Source organism: uncultured Draconibacterium sp., assembly GCF_913060805.1.
Classification (GTDB): domain Bacteria; phylum Bacteroidota; class Bacteroidia; order Bacteroidales; family Prolixibacteraceae; genus Draconibacterium.
The window spans coordinates 1-14,701 of sequence record NZ_CAJXTC010000002.1 but is presented as its reverse complement, the minus strand read 5'-3'; the positions used below and the strand labels follow the sequence as shown (position 1 = coordinate 14,701).

11 protein-coding genes are annotated in these 14,701 nt (G+C 42.6%); 8 read left to right on the top strand and 3 right to left on the bottom strand.

Going from position 1 to position 14,701, the window contains the following annotated elements:
- The first annotated feature begins 7 nt into the window (after positions 1-7).
- The 5 genes from QZ576_RS01360 to QZ576_RS01340 all read left to right on the top strand — a co-directional run bounded on the left by QZ576_RS01360 (position 8) and on the right by QZ576_RS01340 (position 8,750).
- Positions 8-1,081, top strand: a complete 1,074-nt coding sequence (locus QZ576_RS01360; RefSeq protein ID WP_297093594.1) for an anhydro-N-acetylmuramic acid kinase — start codon at positions 8-10, stop codon at positions 1,079-1,081.
- Between the two features lie 117 nt (positions 1,082-1,198).
- Positions 1,199-2,380: an aminotransferase class V-fold PLP-dependent enzyme gene (locus QZ576_RS01355; protein WP_297093593.1), complete on the top strand. Its 1,182-nt coding sequence runs from the start codon at positions 1,199-1,201 to the stop codon at positions 2,378-2,380.
- A gap of 77 nt (positions 2,381-2,457) precedes the next feature.
- On the top strand, positions 2,458-4,146 hold the full coding sequence (locus QZ576_RS01350) for a C69 family dipeptidase (RefSeq protein ID WP_297093592.1): 1,689 nt from the start codon (positions 2,458-2,460) through the stop codon (positions 4,144-4,146).
- A gap of 162 nt (positions 4,147-4,308) precedes the next feature.
- Positions 4,309-4,656: a 50S ribosomal protein L19 gene (gene rplS, locus QZ576_RS01345; protein ID WP_297093591.1), complete on the top strand. Its 348-nt coding sequence runs from the start codon at positions 4,309-4,311 to the stop codon at positions 4,654-4,656.
- 842 nt (positions 4,657-5,498) lie between these two features.
- On the top strand, positions 5,499-8,750 hold the full coding sequence (locus QZ576_RS01340; RefSeq protein ID WP_297093590.1) for a S41 family peptidase: 3,252 nt from the start codon (positions 5,499-5,501) through the stop codon (positions 8,748-8,750).
- A 245-nt stretch (positions 8,751-8,995) separates the two neighbouring features.
- Here the strand turns inward: QZ576_RS01340 and QZ576_RS01335 are convergent, their stop codons facing one another.
- From QZ576_RS01335 to QZ576_RS01325, 3 genes are all read right to left on the bottom strand, one after another.
- Entirely contained in the window at positions 8,996-9,343 is a 348-nt protein-coding gene (locus QZ576_RS01335) for a translation initiation factor (RefSeq protein WP_297093589.1), read from the bottom strand.
- Position 9,344: 1 nt separating this feature from the next.
- Complete coding sequence (locus QZ576_RS01330) at positions 9,345-9,725, bottom strand: hypothetical protein (RefSeq protein ID WP_297093588.1); 381 nt, start codon at positions 9,723-9,725, stop codon at positions 9,345-9,347.
- 83 nt (positions 9,726-9,808) lie between these two features.
- Positions 9,809-10,318, bottom strand: a complete 510-nt coding sequence (locus tag QZ576_RS01325; RefSeq protein ID WP_297093587.1) for a DUF6702 family protein — start codon at positions 10,316-10,318, stop codon at positions 9,809-9,811.
- A gap of 34 nt (positions 10,319-10,352) precedes the next feature.
- On the opposite strand from QZ576_RS01325, the gene QZ576_RS01320 reads away from it, so the two are divergent.
- The 3 genes from QZ576_RS01320 to QZ576_RS01310 all read left to right on the top strand — a co-directional run bounded on the left by QZ576_RS01320 (position 10,353) and on the right by QZ576_RS01310 (position 14,634).
- Entirely contained in the window at positions 10,353-10,931 is a 579-nt protein-coding gene (locus QZ576_RS01320; RefSeq protein ID WP_297093586.1) for a HupE/UreJ family protein, read from the top strand.
- Between the two features lie 146 nt (positions 10,932-11,077).
- On the top strand, positions 11,078-13,399 hold the full coding sequence (locus QZ576_RS01315) for a M1 family metallopeptidase (RefSeq protein ID WP_297093585.1): 2,322 nt from the start codon (positions 11,078-11,080) through the stop codon (positions 13,397-13,399).
- A 734-nt stretch (positions 13,400-14,133) separates the two neighbouring features.
- Positions 14,134-14,634, top strand: a complete 501-nt coding sequence (locus QZ576_RS01310; protein WP_297093584.1) for a hypothetical protein — start codon at positions 14,134-14,136, stop codon at positions 14,632-14,634.
- The last annotated feature ends 67 nt before the right edge of the window (positions 14,635-14,701 follow it).

The following is a 14,701-nucleotide window of genomic DNA, read 5'->3' as shown; positions in this document are numbered from 1 at the left end:
TCAGATTATGAAAAATTCCGGGGAGAGTAAAAATACAATTAAGGCCATTGGAATGATGTCGGGCACCTCGCTTGACGGATTAGACATTGCCGCTGTTGAATTCGAAGAGCACAACAATAAATGGTCATTTAAGTTACAGGAAGCCGAGACTATTTCGTACACTGCAGAGTGGAAAGAACGACTAGAAACGGCACATACACTTTCCGGAACTGACCTAACAAAACTAAACGCAGAATACGGATTATTCCTTGGCGAACAAGCCCGTCACTTTATCGACAAAACAAAATTCGCAGCAGACCTGATTGCCTCACACGGCCACACCGTTTTTCATCAACCTGAAAATGGTTTCACCCTTCAAATAGGTAGTGGAGCCCACCTCTCTGCAAAAAGTGATTGCCTTACAATTTGCGATTTCAGAACCGGTGATGTGGTTTTAGGTGGCCAGGGAGCACCGCTAGTACCGATTGGCGACAGCCTGCTTTTTTCGGAATACGATTACTGTCTTAACCTGGGTGGTTTTGCCAATATTTCATACGATAAAAATGGAACACGTTTGGCTTTCGATAATTGCCCGGTGAACATTGTTTTAAATCCGCTGGCTGAAGAATTTAGTCTGCCTTACGATAAAAACGGCGATCTGGGACGTAATGGAAAAGTTGATGAAACGCTGCTGAAAAAATTAAATGCACTCTCCTACTACCACCAGCAGCCACCAAAATCGTTGGGACGCGAATGGATCGAAGCTGAGTTTCTGCCAATTTTGAATGAAACAGATTTGAACACACGTGATAAGATGCGCACCATTTACGAGCATATTGGTATGCAAATCACAAAAGATTTGTCGGGCAAAGGAAAAATGTTGGTAACTGGCGGCGGCGCCTTTAACGCCTTTTTAATTGAAAGGATGCAGGCATTAACAACAATTGAAATAGTTCTTCCCGAAGCGGATCTCATTGATTACAAAGAGGCCATCGTATTTGCATTTATGGGCGTGCTTCGCCTGAAAGAGCAGGTAAACTGTCTGGCATCGGTAACCGGGGCACGAAAAGACAGTTGCGGCGGTGTGATCTTTTTGCCTTAAGTCCGGCTTCATCACAAGCTTTACATATTCTACAACAGGGAAGTTCATTTTCAGACAAATATCATTCTTCGCTATTCCCATTCCTCCTAACTTGCCCTTGAACTTAAAACTTTGAACATGAACTCAGATCCTGCAAAAAGAATTTTCGATATTCAGCAATTTGGCGAATTTGGCGGCGTAAACCCATCAATAACCGATTCATCAACTTACACTTTTCTGGAAGGCGAAACCATGGAAGAGACATTTCTCGGCCACATGGAAGGTTGTTTTTTATACTCGCGCCACTGGAATCCGAGCAATAAATACCTGGCCGATGCGCTAGCCGCAATGGAAGGCACCGAATCGGCATGGATCACATCATCAGGAATGGCTGCCATCACCTGTTCCATCTTACAACTTTGCAAGTCGGGCGACCACATTATAACCAGCGTAACCACTTACGGCGGCACTTATGCGTTTTTGAAAAACTGGCTTCCCAAATACAACATTGAGGTTTCGTTTGTCGACATTACCAACCTTGAGCAGGTGAAAAATGCTTTACGCCCTAACACCAAAATCATTTACACCGAAATGGTAACCAATCCGCTGCTTCAGGTTTCGGATATTCCTGAATTGGCTAAAATTGCCCACGACCATCAGGCAAAAATAATGGTCGACAATACTTTTACTCCCATGATATTTTCGCCGGCTCAATTGGGCGCCGACTTTGTGGTGTACAGCATGACCAAATTCATAAACGGCAAAAACGATTGTGTGGCCGGTGCAATTTGCGGCTCGAACGAATTTATCAGCCAGCTGTCGAATGTAAACGACGGCACGGCAATGTTACTGGGGCCTGTCCTCGATCCTTTGCGTTCGTCGAGCATATTAAAGAATCTGCACACCCTGCACCTTCGTATGAAACAGCACAGCAAAAACGCCTTATATGTAGCCACAAAACTCAAAGAACTGGGAGTAACAGTTAAATACACAGGCCTTTCTGATCATCCGCAATATAAACTGCATACCCGCTTAATGAACAAAGAATACGGTTACGGAGGAATGTTATCGATCGATCTGGAAACCGAAAAACACGCCAATGAAGTGATGTTTAAAATGCAAGAGGCCAACATTGGCTATCTGGCGGTTTCGCTCGGATATTTCCGCACGCTGTTTAGCTGCTCGGGGCACAGCACATCATCAGAAATTCCTGCCGAGGTTCAAAAAGAAATGGGATTGTCTGACGGTTTGGTACGTTTTTCTGTTGGTTTAGACAACGATATCGAGGAGATTTTTAAACGCATAAAAAGTTGCCTGTAATACGAGGTAAAAATCATTAGCCAATTTTTTCATTTCATTATCTTTGCCTCATTGATTGAAATAAAACAGACTTAAAAATGAGGAAGATTAGGGTTGTAGGAATGCTTGTTCTGGCATTCATTCTTTTAAATCAGCAGACATCAAATGCTTGTACAAATTTTTTAATTTCAAAAGGCGCTACTATCGACGGATCAACGATGATCACATACGCGGCCGATTCGCACACGCTATACGGCGAGTTGTATCATCAACCGGCAGCCGATCACCCCGAAGGTGCCATGCGTAAGATTTACGAATGGGACACCGGCATTTATTTGGGTGAAATTCCGCAACCGGCGCATACATATGGTGTAATTGGCAATATGAACGAATTTCAATTGGCCATTTCGGAAACTACTTTTGGTGGACGTAGCGAGTTATCGAGCCAGCCGGGTGCTATTATGGATTACGGCAGTTTGATTTATGTAACCTTGCAGCGCGCCAAAACAGCCCGCGAAGCCATTGAGGTGATGACCAGTCTTGTTGAAGAATTTGGTTATTACAGCTCGGGCGAATCGTTTTCAATTGCCGATCCTGAAGAAGTGTGGATTTTGGAAATGATCGGTAAAGGACAAGGCGAAAAAGGCGCCGTTTGGGTGGCACAACGTATTCCCGACGGTTTTATAAGCGGACACGCCAACCAGGCCCGCATTACAACTTTCCCTTTAAACGACTCAAAAAACTGCCTGTATTCTAAAGATGTAATTTCGTTTGCCCGCGAAAAAGGTTGGTTCATGGGCACCAATAAAGATTTTAGTTTTTCTGATGTTTATGCACCGGTTGATTTTGGTGCCGCACGTTTTTGCGATGCCCGTGTTTGGGCCGGTTTTAACAAAGTTGTTGGCGGAATGGATGAATACACCGAGTATGCAAAAGGAAATGTAGAGCAAGGTGGCGAAAATGATTTCGCAACAAACCGTTTGCCGTTGTGGGTAAAACCCGATAAACAACTAAGCGTTCAGGATGTGATGGAAATGATGCGCGATCACTTTGAAGGAACAGAACTGGATATGACACAAGATTTGGGAGCCGGACCTTACGGACTACCCTACCGCTGGCGCGGACTAACATGGGAAGTTGATTCCGTTGAATACTGCAACGAACGTGCAATTTCGACACAACAAACCGGGTTTTCGTTTGTAGCTCAATGCCGCAATTGGTTGCCCGATCCAATTGGAGGAATCCTGTGGTTTGGCGTTGACGATACTTATTCAACCTGTTACGCCCCCATGTATTGCGGGATCACTGAAATTCCCGAGTGTTTTGCAGTGGGCAACGGCGATTTGCTAACTTACAGCGAAACATCAGCTTTCTGGACTTTCAGCCAGGTGGCCAACTACGCCTACCTGCGTTACAACGATATGATTAAGGATGTAAAAATCGTTCAGCGTCAACTGGAAGATAAGTTTGTGGCTTTTGTTCCCGTAGTTGATCAGGCTGCCGAAACCTTGTACAACACTACAAACGAAGCTCAGGCACGAAAATTTATTACTGAATTTTCGGTTAACGAAGCCGAAGGTATGACAGAACGATGGAAAGAACTTTATCATTACCTGGTTGTTAAATACACCGACGGAAACATAAAACGCGAAAGTAACGGCGAGTTTGTACGCACCGAAACAGGTATGCCTGCAACGCCTATTTTTGCAGGGTATCCGGAGTGGTGGTACAAGGCTGTTGTAAACGCTACCGGCGACCATTTTAAAGTAAAAGGCAACAGCCATTAAAAGAAAAGTGTGTTTTCGGACTGAAAACCAATCAAATAATTGAAAATAAAGGGCGAAAGTGTTTGAGGAATTGAAAAAAACACTATTTTTGCAGCCGATTTAATGCAATCTCTGTTTTGCAACGACGCGGAATACATTGCCAACTTATTAAAAATTAAGAAAATGGACTTAGTTAAATTAGTAGAAAAAGAATTTGAGGTGGAAGTTAACCACCCAAAGTTCAGTGCAGGTGATACCATCACTGTTAGCTACAAAATTAAAGAGGGTAACAAAGAAAGGATTCAGAAATTCCGTGGTGTTGTTATCCAGGTACGCGGAAGAGGAAACACCAGAACTTTTACTATTCGTAAAATGTCAGGAAACATTGGTGTTGAGAGAATCTTCCCAATTAGCTCTCCTTTCATCGAGAGTATTGAATTGAACAAACGTGGTAGCGTTCGTCGTAAGCGTATCTTCTACTTACGCGGCTTAACAGGTAAAAAAGCCCGTATCAAAGAAAAAAGATTCTAAGAATTGCATCGCAATACTGAAAAGGTCTCCGTTTAGGAGGCCTTTTTTTGTGCTTTCCCCTCTCCTGAAATGCATAAATCAAATTCATAGAATACTTCAGTCATAATTACTCGAATAGTGAAATAAAAGATGCACTCGTAAATCCGGTGAATTACGATTGTAACTGTATATTTTTATAATTGCTGCCGCAGGCCTTCATTTTTGTCTTGACACAAAAACGAAGAAAAAAAGTCAAGACTGCTTTTGGCCCTTCCCCTGCGTTTTCATAAAACCTAAGTTCGGACGGGTGATCTCCTCGATTCCTCGGAGCTTCCCGCTCTCACTAAGGTTTCATTTCAACTCCGGGCAACGACCAAAAGAGGCCGGATCCACTTATGCATTGCTCGTAGAACTGATAAGTAACCTCGAAGCTTCGGCCTCGGCCGGTGAGCCGGAAAACAAGCAGTGTCAGTGTTAAAAAATTACTGATGTTTGAGGAGGCACGACGAGTTTCAGGAATTTTAGCTGGCATTGCGTAGCTTTTCCGAGGGAAGCGGGCGCAGCCTTGAGTTTTTTGTTTACTTATTGTCTCAAGACAAAAAAGTAAAATCCGCCTGATAAGGCAAAAAGCAAAGTAACATCGGCAGCATTATACAGATGCTCAAAAATTTTCTCCTTGATTTGCCAATATGATATCAAAGAGCTATTCGGGTAGTTCCGCTTCTCCTAAAAAATTCATAACTTCAAACTGTAATCAATTATTCGATGAACCTACCAATACCATAGGTCATTGAACAATATGTACATCAACTGACTTTCACATCGTAGTAAATGAATCATTTTAACATACAAATACCAGTTCTATGAAATTCTTAACATCCTTTATTCTGCTGATGTTCGTTGTTACAACCTTTGCCAGTGCGCAAGGAACACGATTACTTCGTCAGCCCACAATTTCTGCAGAAAGTATTGTTTTTGTTTATGCCAACGACCTCTGGAAGGTTGACCGTAACGGAGGCGATGCCATTCGTTTAACCACCAACGAAGGTCAGGAATCGAATCCTCATTTTTCGAACGATGAAAAATGGATTGCCTTTTCGGCGCAGTACGATGGCAATACCGACGTGTACGTAATTCCTGCCGAAGGAGGATCGCCAAAACGATTAACCTGGCATCCCGACGCCGATGTTGTTCAGGGCTGGACACCCGACGGAAAAGTTATGTTTCGCTCGGGAAGAGAAGCACGCCCAACACAAACAAGCAAGTTCTTTACCGTATCGATGCAAGGCGGATTGCCAAAAGCACTTGATATTCCGCGCGCCGCATTTGGCGAACTTTCTCCTGACGGAAAACAGATCGCCTACATTCCCATTACTTTTTGGGACCCTGAGTGGCGCAACTATCGTGGCGGACAGGCAATGCCCGTATGGATCGTGGATATGAAAACCAAGGAGCTCATTCGTACTCCGCAACCAACAAAAGAACGCCACCTCGATCCAGTGTGGTTCAAAAACAAAGTTTTCTACTTGTCGGAGCGAGATTACGCCAGCAATATCTGGTCGTTCGATCCGAAAACGAAAGCAGAACAGCAACTCACCCATCAGGCACAATTCGATATTAAAAGCCTCGATGCCTGCAAAGATGCCATTGTTTACGAATGTGGTGGCTACCTGCATTTGCTAAATCCGGAAAACGGCGATGACAAACAACTTGCGATCAATGTAAAAGGCGATATGAACTTTGCCCGCGAACGCTGGGAATCGGTTTCTGCCGGAAATCTCACCAATCCAAATATTTCGCCAAATGGCAAACGAGCAGTGTTTGAGTACCGTGGCGAAATCTTTACCGTGCCAAAAGAAAAAGGTACATGGAGAAACATTACCAACACATCGGGAGTGGCCGACCGCTACCCGGTTTGGTCACCTGAAGGAGATAAAATTGCCTGGTTTAACGACGCCGGCAATGAATATAAACTGGTTGTAGCCGATCAGTTTGGTCAGAACCAAAAGACATATGCACTTGAAAATCCTACCTTCTATTTCCGCCCCGAGTGGTCGCCCGATGGAAAAAGAATAACCTACACCGATACCGATTACAATATTTGGGTAGTCGAACTCGAATCGGGAGTGGTTACAAAAGTAGGCACCGATATTTTTGCACATCCAAACCGGGAAATGCAACCAGTTTGGTCGCCCGACAGTAAATGGATTGCGTATGCTCGCCAACTGAACAGTAGTTTTAAAGCCATTTTCGTGTACAATGTAGAAACGAAGCAAACGCTTCAGCTAACCGATGGAATGGCCGATGTGTTAACACCGGCGTGGGATGCGAGCGGTAAATACATGTACATCCTGGCCAGTACAAATTATGGTTTGGCAACCGGCTGGCTCGATATGAGTTCTTACGATCCGGATGTTACAAGAAGTTTGTATTGCATCGTTTTATCGAAATATGAAGCCTCGCCTATTCTGCCAACCAGCGACGACGAAGAAGTAAAAAAAGAAGACGAGGAAAAGGAGAATGGTGAAAAAGAAGAGGAAAAAGAGGATGAGATAACGGTTTCCATCGATATGGATGGAATCTCGGAGCGAATTGTTGCACTGAACATGCCCGCCCGAAATTATATGGGGCTGGTTCAAGGTCCCGAGAAAACTGTGTTTGTAGCCGAGTCTGTTCCTAACCAAAGTGGTTTAACCATTCATAAATACGAAGCAAAAGACAACAAAGCCGAAGAGTTTTTAACCGGTGTTAGAAATATGGTAACGTCTGCCGACCGAAAAAATGTTCTTTATCGCAAAGGCAGTTCGTGGGCGATTGCAGACACCGGTGGTAAACCCAAAAACGGCGACGGAAACCTGAAAACGGATATGAAGATCAAGATCGTTCCGTCGGAAGAATACCAGCAAATGTTTGATGATTCGTGGCGTTTTATGCGTGATTTCCTTTATGTTGACAATGTGCATGGTGCACCCTGGGACAAAATTTACGACTGGTATTCGCCAATGGTAAAACATGCCCGCCACCGCACCGATATGAACTACATTATCGACATGATCAGCGGCGAAGTAGCGATCGGTCACTCGTATGTTGCAGGTGGCGATATGCCCGATATCGACAGGGTACCAATTGGGCTGCTCGGCTGCAATTTAGTGGAAGAAAACGGTTACTACAAAATTGCAAAAATATACAATGGAGAAAGCTGGAACCCGGATTTTAAAGCACCGCTGGCTGCTCCGGGACTTGATGTAAAAGAAGGTGATTACCTACTTACCGTAAATGGCGAGGAAGTGAAAGCACCAATTAATCCTTACAGTCTTTTCGAACAAACATCGGGGCGCCAAACGCTAATTAAAGTGGGCGCTACAACTTCGATTGACGATGCCAGAGAAATTACCGTTGAGCCGGTTTCAAGCGAACGCAACCTGCGCTCCATAGCTTGGATTGAAGACAACCGCCGAAAAGTAGATGAATTGTCGGGCGGAAAGCTGGCTTACGTTTATTTGCCAAATACCGGAGGTGGTGGTTTTGCCTCGTTTAACCGCTACTACTTTGCACAGCAGGACAAAAAAGGTGTTGTGCTCGACGAGCGTAACAACGGCGGTGGTTCGGCAGCCGATTACATGATCGATGTAATGAGCCGCACACTGCTTGGTTATTTCAATAGCAAAGCAAACGATAACCGTCCGTGGACAACTCCGATGGCTGGTATTTGGGGACCGAAAGTGATGATCATTAACGAACGTGCCGGCTCGGGTGGCGACCTGTTACCGTACATGTTCAAAGAAAAAGATCTTGGGCCGTTAATTGGTACCAGAACCTGGGGAGGACTAGTTGGCACCTGGGATACACCGCCGCTGATTGATGGCGGACGCATTGTAGCACCACGTGGCGGTTTCTTTGATGTTAATGGCGAATGGGCCGTTGAAGGAGAAGGAATTGCTCCCGACATTGAAGTAATTCAGGAACCAAAACTTATTTTGCAGGGTCGCGACCCACAATTGGAAAAGGCTGTGGAAGTTGCCCTTGACAAGCTAAAAGGAAATGAATTTCAGCTAAAACCTGAACCGGCTGCACCGGTTAGATGGAAACGCCCTGATGGTTTTAAAGCCAACTAAATGGCATAAAAAAGCCCCGTTCTTCGTAATAAGAACGGGGCTCTTTATTTTCATTTAATACCCTTCCTCTTATCCTTCCCTGCACGCAAGGAAGGACGATTGGACAGTGGTTGTTCACATCCATGCATCAATTTATTTAAATCGTAGTTACCTGTGGAGGCTGATCGTCTTTCCCTTCAGAGAAGGGAGAGATAAGAGTGAGGGTAAGGTATTTAGAAATTAGTTCTGACTTCTTTATAGATTAATCAACCGCCTGATCGTTTAACCTTATAACCATCAGCTTTTAGCAGCTCAATAATTCGCTGGCAGAAATCGCCCTGAATAAGGATCTCTCCATCTTTAACAGTTCCGCCAACTCCACATTTCGATTTGAGTTTTTTACCCAGCTCTTTCAAATCATCGTCGGAACCAACAAATCCGGTTACCAGCGTTACCGCTTTTCCTTTTCGCTTTTTCTTATCCAACATAACCCGCAAATCTTGCTGGTTGGCAGGCAAAGTGTTCTCATCGTCCTGTTCATCTTTATCGTAGTTAAAATCAGGATTCGTAGAAAACACAACTCCTAATCGTTCTTTCCAGTCATTATTCGACATATTACCTCCAAATTACTATTAAACTTCCTGTAAAATAAGCCATCACCCAAAATCCGTATGCGGCTTTCGTATAAATGATATGATTTTTACGTGCCCTGCAATCGCGACCATCTGTAATATACTTTTTCCAACTCCATATAGTATCCACCAACATTACAACAAACGCTGTTGCTCCAAGAAAACCGTGCAAGGTAAATGGATTACCTTTCGATCCCAACATCATTAAACCAATGGCAACCATATCCAGCACCACACCTATCGATAAAAATGCTACCGCAAGTCGTCCAACAATTTTAAATCGTACCAACGAAATGCTTCCAATACCGTAGGCCAAAAATGAAAGAGTAATAACAAAAGCTCCAACAATTGCTAAAGGATTCATTATAATCGGTTATTATGAGTTGTAAAGTTAATTATATCTAGTTACTATTTAACCTAACATATAAATAGTACACGTGTTCAGCTTTAATCAAATTTTAAACGGCCGTTTGTATCACGTTTACTCAGCAGCAGGTTTTTTGTCTTGCCACTTTTAGTTACCTGCACAATATTGCTTTGGTCGCTAAACACATCGGTTAGCAAATTACAGTTTACCTCAATGTCGTTCAAATCGGCAATATTATCAATTTCCAAATACGTCCAAACCACATCTTTCTCCATCTCCTTCCCTACAAATGCGGGCTCAACATCTTTTTCGTTTACCTTAAAACGAATACTCTTTTTTAAATAATCGTAAATGTATTCGTCGGTGTGCGCATCTTCCTTCGCTTCGCCAATGTACAGTTTACTGTGCCCTTCTTCCGACAATCCCTCGATCAGATCGTCGACAAAAATCTTTACCGAAATTTCAAGTGACTGACTTTGCTCGTTGAAATTAACCTGGCAAATACTCACATAAAAAGGATGTGCGTTTGAAAAAAACACCCCTAAAAAAAGAAACAAAACCGGTAGAATTAATTTTTTACTTATTTTCATGCCCTTCAAATTATAGGGCAAAAGTAAAAATTTTATGAGTTTATTCGAGATGTACCTCAAATTGGGGTTCAAACACATTATTGACATTCATGGTTACGACCACATTGTTTTTGTTTTGGCGTTATGTGCCGGATACAATTTAACCCAGTTTAAAAAGATTTTTATTCTGATTACGGCTTTCACCATTGGCCACTCTATTACACTTGCTCTATCTACCTTAAAGGTGGTAAATGTTTCGTCCGATTTAATTGAATTCCTGATACCGGCCACCATTTGTGTAACGGCCATTGCTAATATTTTACCGTTTAAAGCCAAAAACAACCGGGTAGTTTATGTGCTCACCTTGTTTTTCGGTCTAATACACGGATTGGGATTTTCGAACTACCTGAAAGAATTACTCGGACGAGAATCGAATATTTTAACCCCACTACTGGCCTTTAACATTGGCCTCGAGCTTGGTCAACTATTAATACTTGCCATTTATTTTGCGCTGCTTTTTATTAGCGTTCAACTGTTTAGGTTAAGAAACGATTTCTGGCGCATTTTTGTATCGGGAATGGCATTCGGTATTTCAGTAATCTTAATGATAGACAAAGCACCGGCTGTTTTTTAGACTTTCGCTGTGTAACAAATCTAAAGCCATTACAAGCTTTTGTAAACAATTTGGATTTTTTATAGTAGAAATTACAATAAGTTAAAAGTATTGTTACTTTTGCTCACCTATCATTTTGGCATCGATATTAGACATTTTACAACATAATGAAAAAATTAGCACTTTTTATTACCTTTTTCGTATCGGCCTGTGCTGTTTCGTTGGCACAGGAGAACATTAACCTGAATAAGTTCAGGCAGTTAAAACAAGAGTTAGCAACGCCAAATGTTTACCGTACCGCATCGGGAGCTCCGGGGCACGAGTACTGGCAACAAAAGGCAGATTACAAAATGAGCATCAGGCTGGACGACGAAACCCAGCGAATTTATGGCGAAGAAACCATTACTTACCACAACCAGTCGCCCGACATTTTGAAATATTTATGGTTACAACTCGACCAGAATATGCGTGCAAAAGATTCGGACACTTACAAAACAATGACTTCAGGATTGAATCAACGTGTTTCATTTGGTCAGTTGAAACGCATGATGTACGATTTTGATGGTGGTTTTAAACTGGATTACGTGCAAGATGCCGATGGTAACGATTTGCCGGCAACCATTAACAAAACCATGATGCGCGTTGATTTGCCGGAAACATTAAAACCGGGTGAATCATTCACGTTTAAAGTAAAATGGTGGTACAACATTAACGATCGCCTTACTGATGGTGGCCGCTCGGGTTACGAGTATTTTAAAGACGAAGACAACTACATTTATACCATTGCACAGTTTTACCCACGTATGGCCGTTTATAACGAAGTGGAAGGCTGGCAACACAAACAATTCCTTGGAACTGGCGAATTCACACTGCCGTTTGGCGACTTTGAAGTAAGCCTTACCGTTCCTGCCGACCACGTTGTTGGAGCAACCGGAGTTCTTCAGAACACCGACGAAGTGTTGACTAAGGAGCAAATGGATCGTTTTGAAAAAGCAAAAGCCGATACTGAAGATCCTGTATTCATCGTATCGCAGGAAGATGCAGAGAAAGCCGAGAAAGGAAAAGTAAAGGAAGAAAAAACATGGGTATTTAAAGCCGAAAATGTGCGCGACTTTGCGTTTGCCAGCTCGCGTAAATTTATCTGGGATGCAATGGCCGTTAAATTTGGCGATCGCACCGTAATGGCTATGTCGTACTACCCAAAAGAAGGTAACCCGCTGTGGGAGCAATACTCAACACGCGTGGTGGCTCATACTGTTAAAACATATTCGAAATTCACTTTCGATTACCCTTACCCGATAGCTATTTCGGTACATACCGACCGCATTGGAATGGAATACCCAATGATTTGCTTTAACGGTGGCCGCCCCGAAAGCGACGGCACTTACAGCAAACGCACTAAATACGGAATGATCGGTGTTATCATTCACGAAGTGGGACACAACTTCTTCCCAATGATCGTAAACTCCGACGAACGCCAGTGGACCTGGATGGACGAAGGATTAAATACTTTCGTACAATTCTTAACCGAACAGGAATGGGAACCCGATTACCCATCGTCGCGCGGAATACCGGCCAATATTGTTCCTTACATGAGTGGCGATACCAAATTTATTTCGCCGGTAATGACCAACTCCGAATCGGTTTGGAGTCTTGGTAGCAACGCTTACGCCAAGCCAAGTACAGCACTTAACATTTTGCGCGAAACGGTTATGGGCCGCGAATTGTTCGACTATGCTTTTAAAGAATATGCACAACGCTGGATGTTTAAACACCCTACCCCTGCCGATTTCTTCCGCACCATGGAAGATGCTTCGGGAGTTGATTTAGACTGGTTCTGGCGCGGGTGGTTCTTTACCACCGACCACTGCGATATTTCGATGGAAAACGTAAAATGGTACCAGGCCAACACTCAGGATCCTGAGGTGGAAAAACCATTACAGAAAGCCACTGACGAAGAAGCCGGTATTTCAATTACTACTATGCGAAACAAAGCATTTGCCGAAGAAACTTACCGTGCTAAAAATCCGGAAGCTGCCGATTTCTATACTACTTACGACCAGTACAAAGTAACCAAAGAGGACAAAGAGGAATACGACAAGTTTGTAAAAAGCCTTAGCGATGACGAAAAAGAATTGTTGGGTGCCAACCTGAACTTCTACCAGATCGACTTTAAAAACCTTGGCGGACTGGTAATGCCGGTGATCCTGAAATTCGAATTCACCGACGGAACAGAAGATGTTCAGTATATTCCTGCCGAGATTTGGAGGAAAAACAACGAAGAGGTATCGAAAGTATTCATGTTTAGCAAAGAGGTAGAGCAAATTATTCTCGACCCTTACCGCGAAACTGCCGACACCGATTTAAACAACAACTACTGGCCTGAGAAAAAGCAGCCAACTCGTTTCGAACTGTATAAATCGAGATTTGGTGGTGGCCGATTCCCCGGTGGTGGCGAAAACCCCATGCAAAAAGCAGCAAAAAAATAGCCTAACCGCGATTTAAATAAATCAAAAAGGAAGCACTCGATTTCGGGTTTGCTTCCTTTTTTTGTTTTGCACCGTGGCTTTAGCCTGGTGTAAAAGTTGCAATGCTACAAAAGGGCTTTAGCCTTGAAATACCTAATTAAAGGCTAAAGCCTGTATACTTTCAATCCGCAATCACCGCCCTAAAGGACGGTGCAAAAGAAACCCAGGCTGCACTGTCCCTTTGGCGAAGAGGAGACTAAAGGGGGATTGATTAGATTGCTTCTCTCGTTCCTCGCTCGCAATGACAAAATTTGATCATATATCCGGCAGCGGACAATGAACTAAATAGTTCCGGTACGATAGTTTGATGTCCGCTGCCCTATTACCAGAACTAGCTTGTCATTACGAGCGTAGCGAAGTAATCTAATCCTCCGCCCGTCTACCGACTGCCACCTTCTCGATGCTGCTATTCGGAATGGCTCTTTTCAGAAAGGAGGATGGGTGCAAAAAAGGGATGTATATTTGAGAACTTATCATGCCCCCGTTAAAAACACAGACGGCTTTTGCCCAAAGTATTATTCCCGTTTTTACAGCTTATGTTTATAGCAAAAGAATTTTATTAATTTTAATGACATATTATGATAACGATTCTTGCACACCAGATAGAACGGTATATGATCAATAATCAATATGGATATAATAGATGTATAATCAATATTAACCTTGCATATACTTAGCATTAATATTAAAACTATATGAATAAACTAAAACCTTTCTATATTATTTGGATCATTTTCGGAATGGCAATATACTTTTCCTTTTTTCAAATTATAACTCTTTTTAAGGAAGCTGTACTTCAGGTTGCTATTAGACAAGATTTGAATGTATCAGTTATAAAATACTCAGAACTTATATTCTATGGAATAGTATGGCTAATCATCTTAGTACTATCCTTTCTTGTAATTAAAAATGCAAATGATATAAAAACAGATATTAATTACAAATCGCTAAAAATATGCCTCTTACTAACAATAAGACTTGGATTCATTTCTGGAATTATAAGATCAATTCTTGAAAACAATAAGATTGAGATACTAGAAGCATATTTCAAGCGTAATGGAGTTTGGTATGACGATATATCACCAAATTTCTACGCAGACAAAATATACCCTATCTTACTAATAGCAGTCACGTTACTTGTCGATTTCTTCATACTCACAAAAAAATTAGAGAAAAATACTAATGCTAACAATTAAGGTTCAGATGGCATGCAATGCCTAATCTGAACCGGGTGTTGACGCAAACCGGCATTGAAACGGGGAC